15 protein-coding genes are annotated in these 25,664 nt (G+C 73.4%); 5 read left to right on the top strand and 10 right to left on the bottom strand.

Annotated features, from left to right (window positions below; genetic code table 11):
• Nucleotides 1-255 precede the first annotated feature (255 nt).
• The gene (locus AB0G16_RS24815) at nt 256-1,221 is read left to right on the top strand and encodes an aldo/keto reductase (protein WP_362809364.1); all 966 of its coding nucleotides are present in this window, start codon (nt 256-258) and stop codon (nt 1,219-1,221) included.
• Here the strand turns inward: AB0G16_RS24815 and AB0G16_RS24810 are convergent.
• From AB0G16_RS24810 to AB0G16_RS24800, 3 genes are all read right to left on the bottom strand, one after another.
• Nucleotides 1,197-1,856, bottom strand: coding sequence for a response regulator transcription factor (locus AB0G16_RS24810; protein ID WP_362809361.1), 660 nt, complete (start codon nt 1,854-1,856; stop codon nt 1,197-1,199). The two genes, AB0G16_RS24815 and AB0G16_RS24810, sit on opposite strands and share 25 nt — an antisense overlap.
• Complete coding sequence (locus tag AB0G16_RS24805) at nt 1,846-2,742, bottom strand: ATP-binding protein (protein WP_362809358.1); 897 nt, start codon at nt 2,740-2,742, stop codon at nt 1,846-1,848. The genes AB0G16_RS24810 and AB0G16_RS24805 overlap by 11 nt, the downstream gene beginning before the upstream one ends.
• A gap of 278 nt (nt 2,743-3,020) precedes the next feature.
• Nucleotides 3,021-3,953 carry a UbiA family prenyltransferase gene (locus tag AB0G16_RS24800; RefSeq protein ID WP_362809355.1) on the bottom strand — a complete coding sequence of 311 codons (933 nt, stop codon included), beginning with the start codon at nt 3,951-3,953 and terminating at the stop codon, nt 3,021-3,023.
• A 282-nt stretch (nt 3,954-4,235) separates the two neighbouring features.
• Here AB0G16_RS24800 and AB0G16_RS24795 point away from each other — a divergent pair, with 282 nt between their 5' ends.
• The 3 genes from AB0G16_RS24795 (at nt 4,236) to AB0G16_RS24785 (ending at nt 12,222) form a co-directional block, all read left to right on the top strand.
• On the top strand, nt 4,236-6,008 hold the full coding sequence (locus tag AB0G16_RS24795) for a 2-isopropylmalate synthase (protein ID WP_362809352.1): 1,773 nt from the start codon (nt 4,236-4,238) through the stop codon (nt 6,006-6,008).
• A gap of 76 nt (nt 6,009-6,084) precedes the next feature.
• The gene (locus AB0G16_RS24790) at nt 6,085-8,763 is read left to right on the top strand and encodes an AAA family ATPase (RefSeq protein WP_362809349.1); all 2,679 of its coding nucleotides are present in this window, start codon (nt 6,085-6,087) and stop codon (nt 8,761-8,763) included.
• Nucleotides 8,764-9,006: 243 nt separating this feature from the next.
• Nucleotides 9,007-12,222: a GH92 family glycosyl hydrolase gene (locus AB0G16_RS24785; RefSeq protein ID WP_362809346.1), complete on the top strand. Its 3,216-nt coding sequence runs from the start codon at nt 9,007-9,009 to the stop codon at nt 12,220-12,222.
• Nucleotides 12,223-12,320: 98 nt separating this feature from the next.
• Here AB0G16_RS24785 and AB0G16_RS24780 read toward each other — a convergent pair whose 3' ends face one another.
• The 7 genes from AB0G16_RS24780 to AB0G16_RS24750 form a co-directional block, all read right to left on the bottom strand.
• The gene (locus AB0G16_RS24780) at nt 12,321-14,417 is read right to left on the bottom strand and encodes a PQQ-dependent sugar dehydrogenase (RefSeq protein ID WP_362809343.1); all 2,097 of its coding nucleotides are present in this window, start codon (nt 14,415-14,417) and stop codon (nt 12,321-12,323) included.
• A gap of 272 nt (nt 14,418-14,689) precedes the next feature.
• Nucleotides 14,690-16,141: a glycoside hydrolase family 43 protein gene (locus AB0G16_RS24775; protein WP_362809340.1), complete on the bottom strand. Its 1,452-nt coding sequence runs from the start codon at nt 16,139-16,141 to the stop codon at nt 14,690-14,692.
• Nucleotides 16,142-16,501: 360 nt separating this feature from the next.
• Entirely contained in the window at nt 16,502-17,413 is a 912-nt protein-coding gene (locus tag AB0G16_RS24770) for an SMP-30/gluconolactonase/LRE family protein (RefSeq protein ID WP_362809337.1), read from the bottom strand.
• Between the two features lie 61 nt (nt 17,414-17,474).
• On the bottom strand, nt 17,475-18,884 hold the full coding sequence (locus tag AB0G16_RS24765) for a sugar porter family MFS transporter (protein WP_362809334.1): 1,410 nt from the start codon (nt 18,882-18,884) through the stop codon (nt 17,475-17,477).
• Nucleotides 18,885-19,115: 231 nt separating this feature from the next.
• Nucleotides 19,116-21,614 carry a polynucleotide kinase-phosphatase gene (locus AB0G16_RS24760; protein WP_362809330.1) on the bottom strand — a complete coding sequence of 833 codons (2,499 nt, stop codon included), beginning with the start codon at nt 21,612-21,614 and terminating at the stop codon, nt 19,116-19,118.
• Complete coding sequence (locus AB0G16_RS24755; RefSeq protein WP_362809328.1) at nt 21,607-23,322, bottom strand: 3' terminal RNA ribose 2'-O-methyltransferase Hen1; 1,716 nt, start codon at nt 23,320-23,322, stop codon at nt 21,607-21,609. The genes AB0G16_RS24760 and AB0G16_RS24755 overlap by 8 nt, the downstream gene beginning before the upstream one ends.
• Before the next feature lie 130 nt (nt 23,323-23,452).
• Nucleotides 23,453-24,376: an LLM class F420-dependent oxidoreductase gene (locus AB0G16_RS24750; protein ID WP_362809324.1), complete on the bottom strand. Its 924-nt coding sequence runs from the start codon at nt 24,374-24,376 to the stop codon at nt 23,453-23,455.
• A gap of 145 nt (nt 24,377-24,521) precedes the next feature.
• Between AB0G16_RS24750 and AB0G16_RS24745 the strand changes: the two genes are divergently transcribed.
• Nucleotides 24,522-25,613, top strand: a complete 1,092-nt coding sequence (locus tag AB0G16_RS24745; RefSeq protein ID WP_362809321.1) for a hypothetical protein — start codon at nt 24,522-24,524, stop codon at nt 25,611-25,613.
• Nucleotides 25,614-25,664 lie beyond the last annotated feature (51 nt).

The raw sequence follows: 25,664 nt of genomic DNA, 5'->3' as shown, positions 1-25,664 counted from the left end.
TAACCGGCACATTAGCCACCGCCCGGGACCCTCGAAAGGAAGCGCAATCATCTTTATGGGTGTCACCGGTATTTCAGGGGTGCCCATAGGGGTCGGGGTGCGTCCGCCGGCCCGGATGTTCCTCTATCATGCGCAGGGATCCACCGGACATGACGATCGAATCCCGTCATTTGTGAACCACGGGGTTGCCCTGGTAATTAACTCTCCTTTTAACTGGGGACGCGCACCGGAAATCGGCGGAATGAAAGGTGATTCGTGCGGTACACGAGGCTCGGCCCTTCGGGGCCGGTTATCTCCAGTGTCGGGCTCGGCTCGCTCGCCCTCACGGGCGTCTACGGGCGTTCCGGGACCGCCGGTGCGGACCGGCTGATCCGGTCGGCCCTCGACGCCGGTGTGACCCTGTTCGACACGGCCGGTTTCTACGCCGGGGGCCGGGTGGAGAGCCTGATCGGCAGGGCCGTCGGCGGGCGGCGCGAGGAGGTGACGGTGACCACGCGCGGCGGGGTGCGCCGCCACGGTCCCCGGGGGACGGAGGAGGCCGACGGGCGTCCCGCCTCGCTGGACCGCGACTGCGACGCCTCGTTGCGGCGCCTGGGCACCGGCCGAATCGACCTGTTCTACCTGGACTGCCAGGACGAGCGCGTGACCGTCGAGCCGAGCGTGGCGCGGCTGTCGGAGCTGGTGGCGGCCGGGAAGATCGGCCATCTGGGGCTGACCGGCGGCACCCCCCAGCAGGTGCGCCGGGCGCACGCCGTGCACCCGATCACGGCGCTGGCCGTGGAGTACTCCCTGTGGGGCCGCCGGCCCGCGCCCGGCCTGCTGGACACCGTGCGCGAGCTGGGCATCGCCATGGTGGCCGCCCGCCCGCTGGGCCGGGGCTTCCTCACCGGCCGGGTGGGGTCGCGCTCGGGCTTCGAGCCCGGTGACTGGCGGCGCGCCGACGCCCGTTTCGACCCGGAGGCGCGGCACTCGGACGACTCCCGCCTCAAGGCGCTGGAGTCCATGGCCGCGCGGCTCGACGTGGGCGCCGGGCGGCTCGCGCTGAGCTGGCTCCTGGCCCAGGAGGACCAGGTCGTGCCCGTCCCCAGCACGCGTGACCCCGTCCACCTGGAGATGAACCTGTCGGCCTCGTCGGTCGAGCTGCCGGCCGGGACCCGCGAGGCGCTGTCGGGGCTCTTCCCGCCGCGGGCCGAGGGTCAGCCCTCGGCGCCCCTGCTCTGAGGCGAGATCAGCGAGGCGGCCACGGCCTTGTTGACGGCGTCGATCCGGGAGGCGGCGTTGAGCTTGACGAAGATGTTGCGCATGTGGCGCTTGACCGTCGCCTCGGCCAGCCCGAGGCGACGGGCGATCTGGTTGTTGCTCAGCGCCTGCGCCGCGAGCTGCAGCACCTCCAGCTCCTTCTCCGACAGCACTCCCGCCGAGGGGGCCTCCACCCGGGTCAGGCTGCTGCGGGAGACGGCGAGCACCAGGCGGGAGGGCTCCTCGTGGACGCTGCGCACCGCCGAGATCAGCTCGTGGCGGTGCACGCTCTTCAGCAGGTAGCCGCGGATGCCGGCCGACAGCAGCCGGGCGAGCAGGTGGGGCCCGTCGTACATGCTGAGGATGATGATGCCGCTGTCGGGGGAGAGCTCGCGGATGCGGCCGACGGTCTCGGTCACCTCGTCGCCGGGGATCTCCACGTCGAGCAGCACCACGTCCGGCCGGGTCCTCGCCACCACCTGCACGGCGGTGGCGGAGTCGCCCGCCTCGCCCGCCACGCTGATGCCGCCGGCCGTCTCCAGGATCTCCCGCAGGCCCTCCCTGAACAGGGCGTGGTCGTCGACCAGGACGACCGAGATCCCGCTCTCAGGCGTCACGGTCGCCACCGGCCCTCCGCTGGAGCGGCAGGTACAGCTCGACCAGGCACCCGTTGCCGGGGTCGCTGGAGATGAGCACCCGGCCGCCGAGCAGCTCGGCCCGCTCGCGCATGGACGTCAGGCCCACCCCGCCCCGCTCGCGCGCCCGCGCGGGGTCGAAGCCGCGCCCGTTGTCCTGGACGGACGCCGACAGCTCGTGCGGCGCGATGTTCACCCGGACCAGGACGGCCTTGGGCCGGCCGTGGCCGAGCGCGTTGCGCACGGCCTCGCGGACGATGAGGAACGCCTCGTCCAGGACGCGCGGACCGGCCCACGACTCGTCGCCGTTCACGTCCAGCCTGACGGAGACCACCTCGTCCTCGACGGTCTCCAGGAAACCCAGCAGGGACTTCTCCAGGCTCCTGACCGGGATCTGAGGGTGCAGCTCGGAGGTGATCTGCCGGAGGTTCTCCATGGTCTCCCGGATGGCCTGCTGGGCGAGGCCGATCTTGACGCCGGCGCGGGCGGCGTCGACGGGCCGGTAGACCTCCGACAGCGCGAGCTGCTGGTGGGCGACGCTGACACCGTGCCCGATACGGTCGTGCAGCTCGCGGGCCATGCGGCGGCGCTCGTCCTCCTGCGTCTCCTGGACCTGGTTGAGCAGGAAGCTGTGGTAGCCGTCGGCGGACTCCCGGACGCGCTGGGACAGGCTCTCCTCCATGCCGCCGATGGCCAGCACGATGACGTCGGCCGGGGACTCGTACGCCTCCGTGATCCTGCGGGTCAGGTGGCGCAGCGCCGCGCGGAAGAACAGCGAGCCCGCCTCCAGGGAGGCCTTGGGGTGCACTCCCCCGGCCGCGCGCGCGTTTCCCAGCTCGCGCGCCTGGAATTGGTAGAGCTCACCCACCTGTACCTTACCGGCGCGTAATGTGGCCGTGACGTCGTCGAGTATGTGATGGGCTGTGCGCAGCGCCTGCTCACGAGCGATCCGGTCTGCGAAGGCGGCGTTTCCGGCGGACCTCAGGGCCGATTCGAATTCGTCGAGGATTTCTTCACGACACGATTCGACTAATTCCGCCGGGTCCCCCGTGGCCCCGTGATTCACCTCCAGCGTCCCCCTCCGCCGCCGAGCGCCAAGCGTTCACCAAACTATCGCGCGAGCAGGAGACACATGCAACGTTTCGGTCAGATCCAGGACAAAAATGCGGCCACATGAAGGAGGTGTTGCGTCCCCATGAACGCTTCGTACGCGCGGCGGGTGCGGCGGCGGCCGCCGGCTCCGGGCCGCGCCGCCGCGGGCAGGGCCGCGAGCGCCACCGCGACGACCCCGGCGGCCAGGGCCAGCACGACGCCCGCAAGCCGCACCTGGGTCAGCGAGACCGTCACGGCGAACCCCGTCAGGAGCACGACCGCGGCCCCCACCATGACCTGCCGTGACAGCCGCTCGCCGAGCAGCACCCCGAGGGTGCGCCGGCCCGCCGCCGCGTCCCCCGCGATGTCGGACAGGTCCTTGGCGGGCATGCCGACGAACACCATCCAGCCGATGGCGACGGCCGCGAACAGCACGAGCGCGGCCGGCGGCGCCACGTCCCCGCCCTGCGTCGCGACGGTGAAGCCCGCCAGGTAGGACAGCAGGCCCGACAGGCACAGCACCGCGACCGTGCCGCCGGAGCTGTCCTTCAGCGGTGCCGGCGGCCCCGAGTACAGGTACCCCAGCCCGAGGTTGGCGGCGACGATCCAGAACAGCTGCGACGGCAGGCCCCACGTCGCCAGGAGCGCCAGGCCGCCCGCGCCCGCGGCGACGGCGGCGGCCGTCCGCGCCTCCAGATCCCCTCTGGCGATAGGGCGGCCGGAACCGTTTATCCGGTCCTCCGTAACGTCGGTGACACCGTTGTAGAGGTAGATCGCGAGGATCGACAGCACCCAGGCGACCGCCCCCTGGGCGACCCGGGGGAAGGAGGCGGCGGCCGTGGCGGCCGGCAGCGCGAGCGCGACACCGGTCAGGTAGCGCATGGCCGAGACGGCCAGCACCGCGGGACGGGCCTCGGTGACGCACAGGACGAGGACGCGGGAGAAGAGGGCGCGGGGGGCGGGGGCACGGGAGGAGAGGGCTGCCATGACTCGCATTGTGATCGGTGACGGCGCCCCGGATAGGGGGTGATCCGAAAGTTGTAGCGGAGGGTACTCCTTTCGATACCGGGTGGGCTTCCCGGGTCATTCCCGCCGAACTCCTGATCCCCGTATTGCCCGGCCGCCGGAGCCCCTATAGCGTCCGCCCATAACACCGGTGGAACGACGCGGGGCGGACGGTCCTCACCATAGAAAACGGTGCCGCGGATTTCCAACCCCTGTTTTGAGCATTTCAGAGAACGAGGGTCGTCCACGAAAGGAAAATCCACCATGCAGGGTGCCGGACGCTACACCGGATTCACTCCCCTCGATCTGACCGACCGCACCTGGCCGGGCAGGCGCATCCGCTCGGCCCCCCGGTGGCTCTCCACCGACCTGCGGGACGGCAACCAGTCGCTGGCCCGCCCGATGTCCCCCGAGCGCAAGCTCATGATGTTCGACCTGCTGGTGAGGCTGGGCTTCACGGAGATCGAGGTCGGCTTCCCCGTCGCCAGCCGGGACGACCACGACTTCGTGCGGCTGCTCATCGAGGGGGACCTCATCCCCGACGACGTGCGCATCACCGTGCTCACCCAGGCCCGCGAGGAGCTCGTCAGGGCCACCGTGGACTGCCTGCGGGGCGCGCCGCGCGCGGCGGTCCACGTCTACAACGCCACGTCTCCGCAGTTCCGGGAGCTGGTGCTCGGCGTCGACCGCGCCGGCTGCCGCGACATGGCGGTCCGGGCCACGCGGGTCATGATGGACCAGGCCGAACGCGTGCTCGGCGACTGCGACCTGTCCTACCAGTACTCCCCGGAGCTGTTCAACGAGACCGAGCCGGACTTCGCCCTGGAGGTGTGCGAGGCGGTCATGGACGCCTGGGGGCCCCAGGAGGGCCGGGGGATCATCCTCAACTTCCCGACCACGGTGGAGCGGTCGCTGCCCAACGTCTTCGCCGACCAGATCGAGTGGCTCGACCGCAACCTGTCGCGCCGCGAGCACGTGTGCCTGTCGGTCCACCCGCACAACGACCGCGGGACCGGGGTCGCCGCGGCCGAGCTGGCCCTGCTGGCCGGGGCCGAGCGGATCGAGGGCTGCCTGTTCGGCAACGGCGAGCGCGCCGGCAACGTCTGCCTGGTCACCCTGTGCATGAACCTGTTCGTGCACGGCGTCGACCCGGGCGTCGACCTGTCCGACATCAACGCCGTCCGGGGCGTCGTGGAGGAGTGCAACCAGATGCCCGTCCACCCGCGCCACCCCTACGCCGGCGACCTGGTCTACACCGCCTTCTCCGGATCGCACCAGGACGCCATCAAGAAGGGGTTCGACGAGCACGAGCGGCTCGCGGCCCGCGCCGGGGTGCCGGCCGGCGAGCTGCCGTGGCGGACGCCGTACCTGCCGGTGGACCCCAGGGACGTGGGGCGCACCTACGAGGCGGTCGTGCGGGTCAACAGCCAGTCCGGCAAGGGCGGCGTCGCGTACGTGATGAGCGCCTGGCACGGGCTGGACCTTCCCCGCGGCCTGCAGGCCGACCTGTCGGCCCGGGTGCAGGCGCAGGCCGACGCCGAGGGCGGCGAGCTGTCCCCGAGCCGGATCGGCGAGCTGTTCCGCGCCGAGTACCTGGACCACGACGCCCAGGGCGAGCCCCGCGTGCCCGGCGACGAGACGGTCGGCGTCACGCTCTGGATCGACGGCGCCCGCACCCCCGCCGGGCCGTGCGACCTGCGCGCCGAACTCGGCCCGTGGGGGATCGACGTGCTCGCCGTGCACGGGACCGCCCCGGCGCTGGACGGGCACGAGATGGAGCCGGGACGTCCCGCCCTGGCCCGCCGCTCCCGGCGCGACGTCGTGGTCTACGCGGAGTGCGCGCCCCGCGGCACGTCCGCGGGCGCCCCTTCCGGCACCGGGACGGCGAAGGGGGCGTGGGGTGTGGGCGTCGGCGCCGACGTGGCCACGGCCGCGTTCTCCGCCGTACGCGCGGCGACCGCCCGCCTCGCGGGCGGCCCGCGGTCGCTGCCGGTCCGCCCCCTGCACCAGCCGCGCCGCCTGGCGACGGCCGGCTGACCGCTTCTCCACCGACGAACCGCGCCGCCCGGCAACGGCCGGCCGGTCGTTCTTCTACCGAACACGGAGGGCCGTCATGGCCGAGGACGTCCAGCGGCACGAGATGGTCACGTTGCGGGAGCTCCTTGACGAGGCGGCGGCCGGCAGGGGCCACGTCGCGATGGTCACCGGCGCGATCGCCACCGGCAAGAGCGCGCTCCTGTACGGCCTCGGCGAGCACGCCTTCGGCCGTGACGCCCTCCTTCTCACCGCCACCGGCTCACGCGCCGAGAGCGCGCTCCCGCTCGGGGTGTTCTCGCGGCTCGTGCTCGGCGCGCCGATGACCGGGCCCGACCGCGCCGCCGCCACCGGCCTGCTCCACGGGGGCGGGCTGGCCGGGGGGCTCGTGGACCTGCCGGTGGTGGACGCGCTGTGCACCGTGCTGCTGGAGCTGTCGGAGCGGCACCCGCTGCTCGTCGTCGTCGACGACCTGCACCACGCCGACCGCGCCTCGCAGCTCTGCCTGTCGCACCTGGCCCGCAGGATCGCGCACGCCAGGGTCATGCTGGTCTTCAGCGTGCCGGACGCGCACACCCTCGGCAGCCTGCACACCGAGGTGCAGCGGCAGCCGCACTGCCGGGCGATCCGTCTCGGCCACCTGTCCCGGGAACAGGTGGCGCACCTGGCGTCCGGGGACGCCGGCGCCGAGCCGGCGCGCTGGCACGCGCTGACCGGCGGCAACCGGCTGCTGGTGGACGCCCTGCTGGAGGACCACCGGGCCGGGGACGGCCGGGGCGAGCGGTACGCCGAGGCCGTGCTCGCCTGCCTGCACCGCGGCGGGGACGACACGCCCCGGGTGGCGGGGGCGCTGGCCGTGCTCGGCGAGGCCGGGCCCGTCTCCCGGCTGCTCGGCGAGAACGACACGGCCACCGTCAGGGCGGTGCGGGAGCTGACCCGCGCCGGGCTGCTGGACGACGGCCGGTTCCGCGACGAGGCCGCCAGGTCCGCCGTGCTGGCCGGGCTGGACGACCACGAGCGCGTCGACCTGTACCGCCGGGCCGCCGAGCTGACCTACCGCGACGGCGCGCCGGTGACGGTGGTGGCCGGGCACCTGCTGGGGGCCGGCCACGCGGGCCAGCCGTGGGCGCCGGCGATCCTGGAGGAGGCCGCGGCGCGGGCGCTGCGCCAGGACGGCGTGGAGTCCGCGATCGACTACCTCCTGCTGGCCCTGCGGTCCTGCCCGGACGAGCGGCGGCGCGCCAGGATCGCCACCGTCCTGGTGCGGGCCAAGTGGCGGATCGACCCCGGCACCCCGGCCGGGCACCTGACCGAGCTGACCGAGGCGCTGCACCGGGGCCACCTGACCGGCGGCGACACCGTGGTGCTGGCCAAGGCGCTGCTGTGGCACGGCCACGCCGAGGACGCCAGGGACGTCCTGGCGCACCTGAGGAAGCTGGAGGAGCTGGACCGGGACGCGGTGGCGGAGCTGGCCGTGGCGCGCGCCTGGTTCCGCAGCAGCTTCCCCTCGTTCCTGCCGCACCTGCCCGAGCTGACCGCCGAGCAGGCGGGCGGCGCCGCCCACTCCCTCAGCGCGGACCGCCGGACCGAGTCGGCGGACGCGCTGGTGCGCGCGCTGACGCGGGGCCCGCTCCCGGAGACGGCGGCGACGGCCGAGCGCATCCTGCGCGGCTCGCGGCTGGACGAGATGTCGATGGACACGGTGGAGAGCGCGCTGCTGGCCCTGACCTACACCGGCCGGGCCGACCTGGCCGCGCCCTGGTGCGACTCCTTCATCGCCGAGGCGGCCTCGCGCCGCGCCCCGAGCCGCCAGGCCCGCCTGTCGGCCATCCGCGCCGAGATCGGCCTGCGCCGGGGCGAGCCTGCCGCGGCGGCGGCCGACGCCCGGCGCGCCCTGGAGCTCATCCCGCCGGACAGCTGGGGGGTCGCCGTCGGCGGGCCGCTGAGCAGCCTGCTGCTGGCCTGCGCGGCGATGGGCCGCCAGGAGGAGTTCCTGCCGCCCGTCACCCGGCCGGTGCCCGAGGCCATGCTGGAGACCCGGTTCGGGCTGCAGTACCTGCACGGCAAGGGCCGCTTCCACCTGGCGGCCGGCCAGGCCCGGCAGGCGCTGCGCGACCTGCGGCTGTGCGGCGAGCTCATGGGCGAGTGGGGGCTCGACAGCGCCGAGTTCATCGCCTGGCGGCTGGACGCGGCGCAGGCCCTGCTCGCCCTGGGCGAGGCGCGGGAGGCCCGCCTGCTCGTGGAGGAGCAGCTCGCGCGCTCCGGCGGCTCCCGGCGGATCCAGGGCATGGGGCTGCGCGTGCTGGCCGCCACCGCCGAGCGGCGCCACCGCGTGATGCTGCTGCGCCAGTCGGCCGAGCTGCTGCAGGACGGCGGCGACAAGTACGAGCTCGCCAGGTCGCTGACCGGCCTCACCGAGGCCTACCACGCGGTCGGCGAGTTCCGGCGGGCCGCGGTGCTGGGCCGCCGGGCCCGTACCCTGGCCCAGGAGTGCCAGGCCGGCGCCCTGAGCCGGGCGCTGCCGGGCGACGGGGACGGCGTGTGGACCGGTGAGGAGGCCGAGGCGCGGCCGGTGCTCAGCGACGCCGAGCGGCGGGTGGCGACGCTGGCGGCCGACGGCTACTCCAACCGGGAGGTCGCGGCCAAGCTGTTCATCACGGTGAGCACGGTGGAGCAGCACCTGACGCGCGTCTACCGCAAGCTCAGCGTGACGCGGCGCGCCGACCTGCCGGAGACCCTGACCGGGCAACGGCTCTGACCGCCCCGGCCGGTGAGGGGCGCGCCCGCCTCGCCGGAGGGGAACGGCTCCGGCCGCGCCCGTCCACGAGGGAGGCGTCCCGGCCCGCGGGAGGGGAGGCGTCCCGGCCACGCCCGGCCGCGAGAGGTGTCAACCCCTGTTCGCGGGCGTGACCGGTGGCCGGTTGTGGCCGTCGCCGCCGTCCGTTGACCGGCCGAGCGGGGCCGGGGTTCGATACGGCGACCCCACCTCTGGAGGACTGTCGTGTCTTTCTGGTCCCTGCCCCACTGGTCCGTGCCGGTCGTCACGGCCCTGCTCGCGGCCACCGCCCTGCCGCTCGGCGCGCCGCCGGGCGTGCCCGCCGAGCGCGACCCCGTGTCCCTGGTCAACGTCTTCCACGGCACCAAGGAGGCGGCGCCCGACTTCGACCACGGCGGCGGCGGGGGCATGACCTTCCCCGGCGCCGTCCTGCCGTTCGGGATGATGCAGTGGAGCCCCGACACGGTGTCCGACGCCGGCGGCGGCTACCGGTGGGAGGACGACCGGCTGCGCGGCTTCTCCATGACGCACATCTCCGGGCCCGGCTGCACCGGCGCGCAGGACTTCCCGGTGATCCCCGTCTCGGGGGCGATCGGCCGCTCGCCCGCCACCCACGGCGAGGACTACGTGCAGACGTTCTCGCACGACAACGAGCGCGCCTCCCCCGGCTTCTACGGCACCACGCTCGACAGCGGGGTCAAGGCCGAGCTCACCACCGGCATGCGGACGGGCGTCGCCCGCTTCACCTTCCCCAGGGGCAGGCCGGGCACGGTGCTGCTGAACACCAGCGGCTCGGTCAACGGCGTCGACGACGGTGAGACCAGGATCAGCGGCAACACCGTCGAGGGCTGGGTGCAGACCGGGGGGTTCTGCGGCCCGCCGACCCGCTACAAGATCTACTTCCACGCCACGTTCGACCGGCCGGTCACCGCGTTCGGCACCTGGAAGGACGGCGAGGTGCGTCCCGGCGGGAGCACGGTCGCCAACGCCGGCCCCGCCAGGGTGAAGGGCGACGTGGTCACCCGCGAGGACGTGACCGTCAACGGGCCGGGATCGGGGGCGTACCTGCAGTTCGCCCCGGAGCGGCCGGTGCAGATGCGGGTCGGGCTCTCCTACGTCGGCCTCGAGGGCGCCCGGCGCAACCTCCGGGCCGAGATCGCCGGCAAGGGCGTGGACCAGGTGGCGCGCGAGGCGGCCGGCGTGTGGCGCGAGCGCCTGGGCCGGGTGCGGGTCGGCGGCGGGACCGAGGACCAGCAGCGCACCTTCTACAGCAACCTCTACCACACGCTGCTGCAGCCGCACGTCTCCGACGACGTGGACGGCACCTACACCGGGAGCGACTACGAGCCGCACCGGGTGAGGCCGGGCCGCCACCACTACGCGACCTTCTCCGGGTGGGACATCTACCGCAGCCAGGTGCAGCTGCTCGCGCTGCTGGCGCCGGACGTGGCCTCCGACATCGCCGGGTCGATGTACGACAACGCCCAGGCCCTCGGCAACGTGTGGGACCGCTGGTCGCACCAGACCGCGGTCACCGGCGTCATGGTCGGCGACCCGTACCACTCGATCCTGGCCAGCGTGTACGCGTTCGGCGCGCGCGACTTCGACGCGCCGGCGGCGCTGCGGGCGATGGCCGAGGCGGCCAGGCGGACCGGCCCCCGCGACATCGGGCACCCGCTGCTGCAGTACGACGAGCGGCCGGGCAACGCCGCGTACATGCGCCAGGGGTACGTCCCCAACGACCCGTCGGCGACGCTGGAGTACGGCGTGGCCGACTTCGGCATCGCCCAGCTCGCCTCCCGGCTCGGTGACCGGGCGACGGCCACGGAGTTCATGGGACGCTCGCAGGCCTGGCAGCACCTCTACAACCCGGGCACCGGCTGGGTCCAGCCGCGTCAGGGCGACGGCGCGTTCACCGCTCCGTTCGACCCGGCCCACCCGGACGTCTACATGGAGGGCAACGGCGCCCAGTACCACTGGCTGGTGCCGCACAACCCGGCCGGGCTGTTCACCGCGATGGGCGGCCCCCGCGAGGTCGTGCCCCGGCTCGACACCTACTTCACCAAGCTCAACGCCGGTCCCGCCGAACCGTACGCCTACCTGGGCAACGAGGTGGCGATGACGTCGCCGTGGCTGTACGCGTGGGCCGGCCGGCCCTACAGGACGCAGGCGCTGGTGCGGCGCGTGCAGCAGGAGCTGTACGGGCCGGGGCCTGACGGCCTGGTCGGCAACGACGACCTGGGCGCGATGGGGTCGTGGTACGTGTGGTCGGCCCTGGGGCTCTTCCCCGCCGTCCCCGGCCGCGCCGAGCTGCTGGTCAGCACCCCGCTGTTCGAGCGGGTCACGATCGACCGCCCGGGCGGCGACGCCGGGGACATCGTGGTGGACGCCCGGGGCTCCGGACAGTACGTCCGCTCGCTCACGGTGAACGGCGCGGCGACGAGCCGGGCGTGGCTGCCGGAGTCGTTCGCGACCGGCGGCGGGCGCCTGGACTTCGTCCGCGGCACGTCCCCGAACCGGGCCTTCGGCACCGCCCCCGAGGACGCGCCGCCGTCGTTCGGCACCGGGACGAGGCCGTACCTGGCCGGGTTCAGCCGCGGCAGCGGCCCGGTCGAGCCCGGCGGCACGCTCACGACGGAGCTCGCGGTCCGGTCGCTGGGCCGGGCCGCCACCCTCACCTGGGAGGCCAGGCCCCCGGCCGGCGTCACCGTGTCGCCCGCGCGCGGCACGCTCGCCCTGACCGCCGGCGGGCAGGCCCGTCAGGAGGTCAGGATCTCGGTGTCCGGCGGCACGGCGCGCGGCATGCTGACGGTGCCGGTCGTGGTGGGCGACCTCACCGCCTCGGTGCGGCTCAACGTGGCCGGTCGCGGCACCCCGGAGTGGCACCACAACAACGCCGGCATCGGCGACGTCACCGCTCCGGGCGAGGCCAACATCGACGGGCCCGGTTTCAGCCTCTCCTCGCACGACCTGGCCGAGGCCGGCCTCACCCCGGGCGCGCGGGTGACGTGGCGCGACTTCACCTTCACCTGGCCGGACAGGAGGCGCGGCGAGTGGGACAACGTCCGCACCGGCGCGGGACCGCTGGAGGTCGCGGCGCCGGACGGCGCCACCGGCGTGGCCTTCCTCGGGACGGGCGTGAACGGCTGGCCCGAGGCGGACGTCACCGTCACCTACACCGACGGCACGACCGGCACGGGACGGGTAGGCCTCAGCGACTGGATCCTGGACTTCGGCTCGGACGAGCCCCGGTTCGGCAACGAGGTCGTGGCCCGCACCCCGCACCGGCTGTTCTGGGGCTCGTGGGCGCTCCAGCCCGTGCCGGCCCACGTCTACGCGTCGCGGCCCATCGCCCTGGACCCGGCCAAGAAGGTGCGGAGCCTGACGTTCTCCACCCCCGAGGACGGGCAACTGCACCTGTTCACCTGGGCGTTCTCCTAGGAGCCGCCCGCCCGGGGCCCGCGGCGCCGCCGCGGGCCCCGGGGACGCCCGGCGGCCTTCGGAGCGACCCGAAGGGCGCCGGGCGTCTCGGCGCCCGGTCAGCCGCCGAGCGTGACGCGCAGGATCCTCTCGTTGCTGTTGTTGGGGGTGCTGTCCTTGTCGCCGGTGTTGGAGGTGGTCAGCCACAGGCCGCCGCCCGGGGCGGGCTCCACGGTGCGCAGCCGGCCGTAGGTGCCGTTGAAGTAGGACTGCACGTTGGTCAGGGAACTCCCGCTGATCACCGCCCGGTACATCCGGGTGCCCCGCTGGCAGGCCACGTAGAGCGCGTCGCGCACGACGGCGATGCCGGAGCAGGAGCCGTCCGCGGTGGGGTAGGTGCGCTTGGGGGCGATGAACCCGGCGGTGCCGCAGGCGCCGCCGGTGCCCTCACAGGCCGGCCAGCCGTAGTTGCCGCCCCTGGTGATGAGGTTGGTCTCGTCCATGACGCTGTTGCCGAACTCCTGCTCCCACAGCCGGCCCTGGGAGTCGAACGCCAGCCCCTGCGGGTTGCGGTGACCGTAGCTCCACACGGCGTTGCCGAACGGGTTGTCCGACGGCACGCCGCCGTCCGGGTTGATCCGCAGGATCTTGCCGCTGAGGTGGGCCGTGTTCTGCGCGTGGTCGCCGTTCTGCGCGTCGCCGGTGCTGGCGTACAGCTTGCCGTCCGGGCCGAACCGCAGGCGGCCGCCGTCGTGGTACTTGTTGCGCAGGATGCCGCTGAGCAGGATCTGCTCGGTGGCGGTGTTGAGCCTGTCGTTCTCCAGCTTGATCCGCACGATCCGGTTGTCGGTCGGCGAGGTGTGCATGATGTACACCCAGCGGTCGCTGCCGAAGCTGGGCGCGATCTCCAGGCCGAGGAGGCCGCCCTCGCCGTCGGTGCCGGCCACGTTCGGCACGGTGCCCACGGTCGTCTTCGCCCCGGTGGCGGGGTCGAGGCGGATGATGTCGTCGGCGTCGCGGCGGCCGTAGAGGATCGTGCCGTCCGGGAGCGTGACCAGGCCCCACGGGATGTCGGTGTCGGTGGCGACCTGCGTCACCGTGCACACCGGGGTGGCGCACGCCGCGCCGGTGGTCGCCGTCACGGTGTTGCTGCGCGCCGAGACGTTGGCCTGCCCGTCGCGGGCCACCACGTGGTACTGGTAGGCCGTGCCGGCCGACAGCGCGCTGTCGATGAAGGTGGTGGCCGGCGGGGTGCCGTTGACCGTGCCGACCTTGGCGCCGCCGCGGTGGACGTCGTAGGCCCGGACCCCGACGTTGTCGGTCGAGGCGGTCCACCTCAGCGTCACCGTGGTGCCGGACACCGAGGCGGCGAGCCGCGCCGGGGCACTCGGCGCCTGGGTGTCGGCCTGGCACTGCGGCGGGGTGATCGTCACCGTGGTGCTCGCCTGTGAGACGTTGCCCGCGGCGTCGCGCGCGTTGACGTAGAGGCCCCAGGTCGCCCCGGGGACCACGGTGAGGCTCGTGGACAGCGTGGTGCCGCTCACCGTCTTCATCTGCTGGCCGTCGTGGTAGACGTCGTAGAAGGCCACGCCCACGTTGTCGGTCGCGGCGTTCCACGCGAACGTCACCGTGTCGCACGTCAGGCCGCTCACCCGCGGGCCGCCCGGCACCGTCGGGGGCTGGGTGTCGGAGGCGCCCGCGGACGTCGTCCACCTCTGGTTGGCGCGCCCGGTGCAGGTCCACAGCCCCACCAGGGCGCTGTTCGCCGTGCTCTCGCCGGTCACGTCCAGGCACAGGCCCGACTGCACTCCGGTGACGGTGCCGTCGGCGTTGATCCTCCAGCGCTGGTTGGCGCCGCCGGTGCAGGTGTAGATCTGCAGCGCGGCCGGGGCGGTGGTGTCCTGGCCGACCACGTCCAGGCACATCGTGGCGTTGTACACCCGGAACTCACCGGCCGCGGTGAAGGTCCAGGACTGGTTGGCCTGCCCGTTGCAGGTGTAGATGTTGACGCCGGTCCCGGAGGCCGTGCTGTTGCCGATCACGTCGAGGCAGCGGCCGGAGGCCACGCCGACCACGGTCGCCGGCGCCGCCGTGGCGGGCGCCGCGCCCGCCACCGTCATGGCGAGCGCGGCGGCCACCGTGGCCAGTGCGGCCGTCGCGGCCGTCAGCACGCGCCGCCATGACCTGCGGCCGTTGATCGAGGGGGGTGTTCGCACCTGTTCTCCAAGTGGGATCGTCCGCGGGGTTTCCGAGGGGAGGTGATCGCCACCCTATGTGGGGATGCTGACCGTTTCGGGAGTTTTGTACTAACTGCGCCTGTCCGAAAAGGCCGGCGGGAAACCGTCCGCGGTGCCCCTCACGACCGCCCGGCCGATCGCCGGACGTCACGCCGTCACGCCGTCACGCCGTCACGCCGTCACCAGGTCACGGCGTCACGGCGTCACGGCGTCACCACCTCACGCCGTCACCACGTCACGCCGTCACCACCTCACGACGTCACGCGGAAGGTCGCGTCGCCACGGCCCTGCGCGTCGTTGATCGGGTCGAGCCGGAGCAGGTAGCCGTAGTGCCGGATGTGGCGGTCGGGGTGGTTGTAGGACTGGAAGGACGCCCACGACGCGCTGGCGAGCCCGGGGACCTGGCGGAACGTGGAGTCGGCCGCGAAGGTCGCGGTGCCGTCGTCGGGCGCGAGGACGAAGTCGAACCCGTAGTGCCGCAGGTAGTACCCGGGGTAGTTCACCGACGCGAAGGACACGTAGCCGTTCCCGTTCGCCAGGCCCGGTACCAGCCGGAACTGCGCGTCCTGGGCGGGGCTGACGTTGGCGTCGATGCGCACGTCGAGGTCCGCGTGCCGCACGTACCGGGTCTGGAAGTTGTACGACTGGATGCGGTTGACCGGCGCGGTGGCGCCCCAGCGGCCGAGGACGCGGTTCTCCTCCGCGGCGGTCAGGTTGAGGATGGAGCCGTGACGCTTGCGGTTGGTTCCCATGCCGTGGTCGGAGCGCGTCCGGAAGTTCCGCGTGCTGCCCAGGTCGGTGGAGGTGACGGGCATGTAGCCGCGGCCGGTGGCGTACTGGTCCAGCCACAGGGCCCACTCGTCGCGGCCGTTGAACTGCGCCCACATCGGGCCCTCCACGACGTTGCCGCCGCCCGTGCCGTTGGAGATCCCCATGTGCGACAGGTTCCCGAGGTTCGTCCAGGATCCCAGGATCGAGTTGCTCGCCTCGATCGTGATGTGGCCGTCGGCCGAGGCCCGGTAGTACCGGTAGCCGCCGACGGCACCGGGCACCTCGACGATCTGCGTGTCGATGACGCCCTGGCTGCCGCCGCGCTCGATGTACAGCTGCGGTGCCGCGAAGCTGCGGAAGTCACTGGTGCGCGTGTACCAGATGCGGTGCTTGGTCACGCCGTTGCGGGGCGAGTTCGTCGCCCAGTACAGGACGTAGTCGCCGGTCTCGGGGTTGTACACGGCCTCGGGCGCCCAGGCGTTGCCGGCACCGGGGATGGCGCCCGCGACGTTGATCAGCCGCGGGGCCGACCAGTTCACCAGGTCGCCCGACTCCCACACGACGAGCGAGGTGCTCCCCCGGTTCGCGGCGTCGCTCCACGAGGTGCCGGCGGCGATGCGCAGGTCCGTCGCGACGATCCAGTACCGGTCGCCGGCGGGGGACCGGACGAGGGCGGGGTCGCGGACCCCTCGCGTGCCGACCGTGGAGCGCAGGACCAGGGCGCCGTTGTTCAGGTCGGTCCAGCGCAGCCCGTCGTCGCTGTGGGCGAGGTGGATCTGCTCGCCGTTCGCCGACTCACCGGTGAAGTGCGCCATCAGGTAACCGGTGAAGGGTTCCAGGGCGACCGCCGCCTTCGGGGCGGCCAGCGGCCAGGACATGAACATCAGGCAGGCGGCGAGCATCGCGCCCACCCGGGACAAGGCCTTCGACATGCGTTTCTCCTTGTCGCGTGCGGCCGGTCCGGCCGCGTCGCGGGGACACGAGCGCGTCACACCCGTTCCTCTTGTCGGCCCGCGGATGTTAGCGTTAACACCTCACATCGCGGAAATTCGTCCGTCACAGCGATACGTGGTCACCGGCACGCCCGAAACAGGCACGCGACCCCTTGCCGGACAAAGGTCACATCGGCGTCACATCAGTGTGATCGCTGCCATCGGGCCGGTCAATACCACCGCGACGCCCGGCGGGCGGGCGGCCGCCGGCGAGCCGTCCGGCGGCGCCTCCGGGCCCGGTCGCGTGGCCGGCACCCCCGGCCCCGTCCGCACGGCCCGGCCCCCGGACGCCTCCCGGTCCTACCGGCGCGCCCACACCGGCTCGGCGCCCCGGACGCTCAGCATGATCGAGTACAGGGACGTCGTGGCGGTGATGAAGACGCGGTTGTGCTTGGGGCCGCCGAAGACCAGGTTGGAGGCGCTCTCCGGCAGGAGCAGCCTGCCGAGCAGCGTCCCGTCCGGGTGGTAGGCGTGGATCGCCGGGCCGACGGCCGCCCAGACGCGGCCGGTCTCGTCCAGGCGCATGCCGTCGTAGCTCCCCTCGCCCTCGTGCTCGGCGAACACCTCGCCGCCGGTGAGGGCGCCGCCGTCGGTGACCTCGAAGACCCGCACGTGGCGGCGCTCGGTGTCGGCGACGTAGAGCAGCCGCTCGTCCAGGGAGAAGGCCAGGCCGTTGGGGCGGGCGAAGTCGTCCGCCACCACGCTCACCTCGCCGGTGCGCGGGTCGACGCGGTAGACGTGGCAGCCGTCGATCTCCTGCTCGGCCCGGTGCCCCTCGTAGTCGCTCAGGATGCCGTACGGCGGGTCGGTGAACCAGACCGACCCGTCGGAACGCACCACCACGTCGTTGGGGCTGTTGAGCCGCTTGCCGCGCCACCGGTCGGCGAGCACGGTGAGCGAGCCGTCGTGCTCGGTCCGGGTCACCCGGCGCGCGCCGTGCTCGCAGGAGACGAGCCTGCCCTCGCGGTCGAGGGTGTTGCCGTTGACGTACCCGGCGGGCCGCCGGAACGGCCCCACCCGGCCGGTCATCTCGTCCCACCGCAGCATGCGGTCGTTCGGGATGTCGCTCCAGACCAGGTAGCGGCCCGCGGGGACGTAGACGGGCCCCTCGGCCCAGCGCGTGCCCCGGTGGAGCCGCTCGACGTTACGGTCGCCGGAGACCCCCGCGATGCGGCGGTCGAACGCTTCGAACTCCAGGGGAATGAGATCCACCGGGCACCTCCTCGGTGCCACACCTTCTACCAGGATCCGCCCCGCCGCGCCAAGGGCGGGGTCATCCCATGTCCTCCAGCTTCCGGCCCTTCGTCTCCTTCACCTTGAACATCACGAAGAAGAACGAGAGCACGGCGAAGGCGGTGTACCCCACGTAGGCGCCCGCCAGGCTCCACTCCGACAGCGACGGGAACGAGACCGTGATCAGCCAGTTCGCCACCCACTGGGCGGCGGCCGCCACCGAGAGCGCGGCCGCCCTGATCCGGTTGGGGAACATCTCGCCCAGCAGCACCCAGACGACCACCCCCCACGACAGCGCGAAGAACAGCACGAAGACGTGCGCGGCGACCAGCGCGACCGTGCCCTGCGTCTCGGGCAGCCTGACCTGCTCGCCGCTCGGGACTCCGGCGCTGAACGCCCACGCGGCCACGGCGAGCGCCACCGCCATGCCGGCGGAACCGATCAGCAGCAGCGGCCTGCGGCCGATCCGGTCGACCAGCGCGATGGCGATGAACGTGCCGACGATGTTGATGATCGAGGTGGAGAAACTGATCAGCAGCGAGTCCGACTGGTTGATGCCGACCGACTGCCACAGCGACGCCGAGTAGTAGAAGATGACGTTGATGCCGACGAACTGCTGGAACACCGACAGCAGGATGCCGATCCAGACGATCGGCAGCAGGCCCAGCCGGGAGCCGCGCAGGTCGCGCAGGCGGGGCCGGTGCTCGCTGCGCAGCGAGTTCTCGATCTCCGTGATCCGGGCGTCCAGGTCGCCGTGCTCGCCCTCGACCTCGCCGAGCACCTTGCGCGCCTCGGCCGACCTGCCCGCCGCGACCAGGAAGCGCGGCGACTCGGGAATGATCGTCGCGAAGACCAGGTAGAGCAGGGCCGGGACCAGGCAGGCGCCGAGCATCCACTGCCAGGCCTGCAGGCCGAGCAGCTCGTTGTTGACGTCACCCCCGGCCCGCTCCGCGATCGCGTAGTTGGCGAGCTGGGAGACCGCGATGCCCAGGACGATGGCCAGCTGCTGGAACGAGCCCAGGCGCCCGCGGTAGGCGGGCGGGGCGACCTCCGCGATGTAGGCGGGGCCGATCACCGACGCCATCCCGATGCCCACGCCGGCGAGCACCCGCCAGAAGGCCAGGTCCCACACGGCGAAGGGCAGCGCCTGGCCGACGGAGCTGATCGCGAACAGGATCGCGGCCACCTGCATGGTCCTGGTGCGGCCCCAGCGGTCGGCCAGCCCTCCGGCGATCCACGCGCCCAGGGCCGACCCCAGCAGCGCGATCGCCACGACGAAGCCGGTCTGCACCGGGCCGACCTCGAAGTACTTCTCGATGCCGGTGACGGCGCCGTTGATGACGGCGCTGTCGTACCCGAAGAGGAAGCCGCCGATCGCCGCGGCGGCGGTGATGAAGACGACGTGCCCGATGTTCTCACTGGAGTTCCCCGAAGGGGCAGTGCCGGCCATGAGAGTCCTTTCCCCCGTAACAAGGGGCCTGAGACATCGAATGCCGGTGGTTTCCCGGGCCACCGCGCGCCACCGTGCGCCACCGTGCGCCACCGCCCGCCCGCCGGCGACCCGCTCCGGCCCCTCCGGCGTGTTCAGAGCCTAGGGACCAGGACGGATACGGCGATCGTCACACCTCGGGAGATGTCTCCTTCTTCATCCGGCTTTGTCGAAAAATCACGGACGGGGGCGTCACAGGCGCGGGTCGACCGGCTCGGACTCCAGCGCCAGGACGGCGAAGACCGCCTCGTGCACCCTCCACAGCGGCTCGCCCCCGGTCAGCCGGAAGAGCGCCTCCAGGCCCAGCGCGTGCTCGCGCAGCGCCAGGGAGCGCTTGCGTCCCAGGAACCTGCGGCGCAGCACGTCCAGGTTCTCGGTGTAGTCGGGTCCGTAGACGATCCGCAGGTACTCCCGGCCGCGCACCTTGACGCCCGGCTGCACCCGGCTCCGCCCGTCCTGCGTCCGGACCGGCTTGACCACCATGCCCTCGCCGCCCTCGGCGGTCAGCGCCTCCCACCAGGCGGTCGCCGCCTCGAGCGACTCCGGCGAGGAGGTGTCGGCGAACACGTGCCGGGTCGGCGTGATCAGCGGGTCGTCGAGCCGCGACAGCGTCTCCAGGTGCCAGGTGTGCGGCTCGGTGGCGGCGGTCGCCCGGCCCTCGCAGGCGAGGATCTGGAACGGGGCCAGCCGGATCCCGTCCAGCCCGGAGACAGGCCAGCAGTAACGCGCATATGCCTGGCGGAAACGGGCAGCGTTGTCGGAGCGGCGGCGGGTGCGGTCCAAAAGATCGCCCACATCCAATCCGCGCCCGGCCGCCGCTTCCAGCACGGCGACCGTCTCCGGCAGCGCCGCGCGGGCCGCGGCCCCCACCGACGCGTACTGCTCGCGGATCAGCCCCTCGGCCTTGGCCGACCAGGGCAGCAGCTCGCAGTCGAGCGCCAGCCAGTCCGACCCCAGCTCCTCCATCAGCGGCGCGCACGCCCGCCTGAGCCGGTCGACCAGCGCGCCGGTGTCGGCGAGGAACGGCCTGCCGGTACGGGTGTAGACCGCCCCGGCGCTGCCGTCGGTGACGCCGAACCGCGCCGCCGCCGCCTCCGGGTCGGCCGCCAGCACCACCACCGCCCGCGAGCCCATGTGCTTCTCCTCGCACACCACCCGGCTCACCCCGGCGGCGGCGAACTCGGCGAACGCCTCGGCCGGGTGCTCCAGGTAGCCCTCCAGCCGCGAGGTCTCCGCGGGCGCCATCGTCGGCGGCAGGTAGACCAGCCAGCGCGGGTCGACCGCGAACCGGCTCATGACCTCCAGGGCGGCGGCCGTGTTCTCCTCGCGGACCTTGACGGCGCCGCCGCCGTGACGCACCTCGACGTGCCGGGTGCCCCGGACGTCCTCGACCGAGAGCACGCCGGGCTCGCGGTGGCCCGGGGCGGTCAGCGGCCGTGCCGGCTCGTACCACATGCGCTCGGCCGGCACCGAGACGATCTCCCGCTCGGGGTAGCGCAGCGCGGTGAGCCTCCCGCCGAAGACGACGCCGGTGTCCAGGCAGATCGTGTTGTTGATCCACTCGGGCTCCGGGACCGGGGTGTGGCCGTAGACGACCATGGCCCGGCCCCGGTACTCCCGCGCCCACGGATAGCGCACCGGCAGGCCGTACTCGTCGGTCTCGCCGGTGGTGTCGCCGTACAGCGCGAAGGCGCGCACCCGGCCGGAGGCACGGCCGTGGTAGGCCTCCTTGAGCCCGGCGTGGGCGACGACGAGCGCGCCGCCGTCGAGCCGGTAGTGGCTGACCAGCCCGTCCATGAAGGCCAGCGCGTCCCGCCGGAACTCCTCGGGTTCGGCGGCGAGCTGCTCCAGCGACTCCTTCAGCCCGTGGGCCACCCTGACCTTGCGCCCGCCCAGCGCGCGGGCCAGCTTCTGCTCGTGGTTGCCCGACACGCACAGCGCGGTCCCGGCCGCGACCATGCCCATGACCAGCCGCAGCACGCCCGGCGAGTCGGGACCCCGGTCCACCAGGTCGCCGACGAACACCGCGGTCCTGCCCTCGGGGTGGACCGCGCCGGCGGTGCCGGGCTCGATCTCCCACCGCAGGGCGCGCAGCAGCGTCTCCAGCTCCGAACGGCAGCCGTGCACGTCGCCGATGACGTCGAACGGGCCGGTCAGCTCGCGCCGGTCGTTCCACGCCCTCTCGGTGACGACCGTGGCGGCCTCGACCTCCTCGGGCCCGCGCAGCACGTGGACCCGGCGGAACCCCTCGCGGGAGATCCTGGCCATGGAGCGGCGCAGGTCCTTGCGCTGGCGGGTGATCACGTGCGCGCCGAAGTCCCGGTCGGGCCGGCTCTCGTTGCGCGCGACCGCGAGCTCCTCGGGCACCTCCAGGACGATCGCGTCCACCAGCACGTCGTGCGACTTGGCGAGCGCGACGAGCTTCCTGCGGGCCTCCCACTGGACGTTGGTGGCGTCCACGACCGTCAGCAGGCCGCGCCGCAGGCGGGTGCCGACGATGTAGTTCAGCACGTCGAAGGCGTCGGCCGTGGCGGTCTGGTCGTTCTCGTCGTCGGAGACCAGCCCGCGGCAGAAGTCGGAGGAGATGACCTGGGTCGGCCCGAAGTGCCGGCGCGCGAAGGTCGACTTCCCGCTCCCCGACACCCCCACGAGCACGACCAGCGACATCTCCGGTACGACGATCTCAGCCATCTCCACCTCCCACGACACCGTTCACGCCCGCACCGTCACCCGCGCGCACGCCACCGTTCAGGCCACCGCCCCCACCGTTCACGTCACCGTCCGCGCCATCGTCCGCGCCATCGTCCGCGCCATCGTCCGCGCCACCGGCCGAGGGGCCGCGCGCGTCCACCGGGCCGAACACGGCCATCTGGGTGGGCGGGCCCACCTGCGGATCGTCGTCCCCCACCGGCAGGAACTCGGCGCGGTAGCCGTACTCGCCGCACACCTTCGCCGCCCACGCCCGGAACTCCGCGCGGGTCCACTCGAAGCGGTGGTCGGGATGACGCTCGCCCCGCAGGAACGTGTAGCGGACGTTGTACTCGACGTTCGGGGTCGTGACGAGCACGTGCCCGGGCCGGGCGGTCCCGAAGACGACCCGCTCCAGGGCCCCCAGGCGCGCCAGGTCGACGTGCTCGACGACCTCCATCAGCACCGCGGCGTCGTACCCGGCGAACCGGTCGTCGGTGTAGGTCAGCGCCCCCTGGAACAGCTCCAGGCGCTCCCGGCGCCGTTCGGGCATCCGGTCGAGACGCAGGCGCCTGGCCGCGACCGCCAGCGCCTGCGAGGACACGTCGGTCCCGGCGACCCTGGCGAAGCGGGGCCGCTCCAGCAGTGCGGCGACCAGGCGGCCGGAACCGCACCCGAGGTCGATGACGCTGGTGGCGCCCAGCCGCTCCAGCGTCTCGAGCACCGCCTCCAGCCGCAGGACGTTCAGCGGCCGCCCGGCGCCGGGCCCCGCAGACGCGGCGGCGGGCCCGGAGGCCACGGGATGCGGGACCGGGACGGCGGGCTCCGGAGACGAGACGCCCGGCGAGGGCCGGGTGCCGGGCCCCGGAGACGGGGCGACGGGTTCCGGGGCCGCGGCGGCGGATCCCGGGGGCGGGGCGGCGAGCTCCTCCTGGGTCGGCGGGATCGGCGGGTCGAGTTCCTCCTCGACGTCGTCGCCGATCTCGGCGAGCCGGGCGAAGGCGGCCCGGGTCAGCGCCAGGCGGCGGCCGAGGTAGCGGCGGGTGATCAGGCCGCGCTCGGGATGGGCGGCCAGCCACGACTCGCCCGCCCGGATCAGCTTGTCCACCTCGTCGGGGGCGACCCAGTAGTGCTTGGCGTCGTCGAGCACCGGGAGCAGGATGTAGAGCTGGTTGAGCGCGTCGGCCAGGCGGACCTCCCCGCGCAGCGTCAGCCGGACGTAACGGGAGTCGCCCCACTCGGGGAACGCCTCGTCCAGCGGCAGGGCCCGCGCCTCGACCTGCCAGCCCAGCGGCTCGAAGAACCGGTGCGCGAGCTCGGGGCCGCCCCTGCAGGGCAGCACCGGCAGCGTGAGCTCCAGCGGGATCGGCCCGGCCGCGAGGTCGGGGCGGGCGGCACAGCGCCCGGTGCGCGCCGTGCGGAACACGTCGGCCAGCGCCACGGCCAGCAGCGACGAGGCCACGTACGGCCGGTCGTTGACGTACTGGCCCAGCGTGTGGTCCGGTGTGGCGCGGTCGCGCGAGCGCACCAGGCGGACCGGGTCCACCTCGAGCATCAGCGCGGCCGTGCAGCGTTCCTCGCCCGCCTCCGGATACAGGACGCGCGCCACACCGTAGGACCGGTCGAACTCCTGGACGCGGTCGGGATGCTTGTGCAGCAGGAAGCCCAGATCCGTGGCGGGCCGTACGGTGGTGGAGATCGTCAGCAACACCCGGTTCAGTGTGCCGCACGGCCGGCGGGACGGCCACGGGTTAACCGGCCCGCCCCAGCCGGGGTCGCCCGCGGGTCGCCCGGCCCGACGCCGGGGCCGTCCACGGGGCGACCGGCCCGCCCCAGCCGGGTCACGTATCGGACATGACCTCCTCCGCGATGAGCTCCAGGTGGTCGAGGTCGACCAGGTCCAGGATCTGCAGGTAGACGCGCTCGACGCCCAGCTCGGCGAAGCGGCCGATCTTCTCGGTCACCTCGGCGGGGGTGCCCGCCAGCCCGACGGCCCGCAGCGCGGCGAGGTCCTGCCCGGCGGCCTCGGCCCGCCGCGCGACCTCGGCGTCGTTGGAGCCGACGCAGACGGTCTGCGCGACGGAGAGCGTGACCGGCTCCCGTCCCTCGGCCTCGCAGGCCTTCCTGATCCGGTCGAAGGCCGCGGCGCTGTCCTCCAGGGTGCGGAACGGCACGTTGTACTCGTCGGCGAACCGCGCGACCAGGCGCGGGGTCCGGGTGGCACCGGTCCCGCCGATGATGATCGGCGGCTTGGGGCTCTGCGCGGGCTTGGGCAGCGCCGGGGAGTCGGCCAGCCGGTAGTGGGCCCCCTCGAAGGAGAACGTCTCCCCCACCGGCGTGGTCCAGAGCCCGAGCAGTATCTCCAGCTGCTCCTCGAACCTGCCGAAACGCTCACCGGTCGGCGGGAACGGGATGCCGTACGCGGTGTGCTCGGCGTCGAACCAGCCGGTTCCCAGCCCCAGCTCGACCCGCCCGCCGCTCATCCGGTCCACCTGGGCGACGCTGATCGCCAGCGGCCCGGGCAGCCGGAAGGTGGCCGGGCTGACCAGCGTGCCGAGACGGATCGTGGTGGTCTGCCTGGCCAGGCCCGCGAGGGTGATCCAGGCGTCGGTGGGGCCGGGACCGGGGTCGCCCGCCCCGATCCGCATGTAGTGGTCGGAGCGGAAGAACGCGTCGAACCCCAGCCGCTCCGCGGTCAGCGCGACCGCGAGCAGCTCGTCGTAGGTGGCGCCCTGCTGCGGTTCAGTGAAGATCCTCAACTTCATGCGGACCATTATCCGGGCACTCCGGACGGCATCCGTAGAAAGTCCGCGCCGTGGCGTGCGCACTTGCTAACGTTCTGCCCTCCGGACCATCGGGTAGCGGATCGAGCACAGACAGCGATCGTCCCGCCGTCGAGGAGGGGATCACATGCCCGTGGCGACCGATCGTCCCCGTCGCCGCACCACCCTCCGGGCCCGCGAGCCCGGCACCCCGCCCCGCCCCCTCGTGGTGCTGGCCTCGATCGCGCTCGCCGCGGGCACCGGCACCGCGATCTGGCTGCTGCCCTCCGGCGCGACGGGCGAGTGGGCGCCCCGCGGCGATCGCCCGGGAGGCGTGGCCACGCCCCCGGGAACGCGATCGCCGGCCGTGCCCGGCAGGAGCCCCGCCCCCGGCGGCGAACCCGCCGTCTCCCGCCCGTCGGGCTTCGTGACGTTCGTGGACACCGCACGCGATCCGCGCTTCGACCTGTCCAGGGCGGTCAGGAGGGATCACCTGCGGTGGTTCACGCTGGGCCATCTCGTCGCCGGGCGGAAGAGCTGCGTTCCCGCCTGGGGCGGGTTCCGGGAACCGGACGACGACCCGGTGGCCGACCGGCTCGGCCGCCTGCGCGCCGCGGGCGGGCACGCGGGTCTCGCCTTCGGCGGGCCCACGGGGCGCGAGCTCGCGTCGGCCTGCACCGACCCGGACCGGCTCACCGCCGCCTACCGCCGGGCGATCACCGCCTTCGGAGCCGCGTACGTCGACTTCGAGATCCACGGCCGGGCCTCGTCCCCGGAGCCCGAGACCGTGCGGCGGCGCGCGCGGGCGATCGCCGTCCTTCAGCGGGAGGCCGCCCGCGAGGGCCGTCCTCTAATGGTGAGCTTCACCCTGCCCGTCACCGGAGCGGGCCTGACCCGCCGTGACCAGGAGATGCTCCGCGCCACGCGGGCCGAGGGGGCGGAGATCGCCACCGTCAACCTTCTCGCCCCCGTCGGCGCCCCGGCGACCGGGGCCCGCCTGCGGCCGGTCGCCTCGGCCGTCCGTGCCGCGCACCCGCAGGTGGCCCGTTCCCTGGGCCGGGGCACGGCCTGGAACCGGATCGCGCTGACCCCGGTCCTCAGCGGGCCGGGTCACCTCACGAGGCTCGACGCGCGCAGGCTCGCCGCCTTCAGCGGCCGCAACCGGCTGGCCTGGCTCTCCACCAGGGGCGCCGCGCTCACCCCCGAGGTCACCCGCCTCCTCAGCGCCGCGATGCGCTAGTAGTACTTCGTTAGGTTGGTTCGGGTGGGTGGTGTTGTGGCCGTCCGGCGG

This window comes from Streptosporangium sp. NPDC023615, from assembly GCF_040640155.1.
In the GTDB taxonomy this organism is placed as follows: Bacteria; Actinomycetota; Actinomycetes; order Streptosporangiales; family Streptosporangiaceae; genus Streptosporangium.
This window is presented reverse-complemented; position numbering and strand designations above follow the sequence as displayed.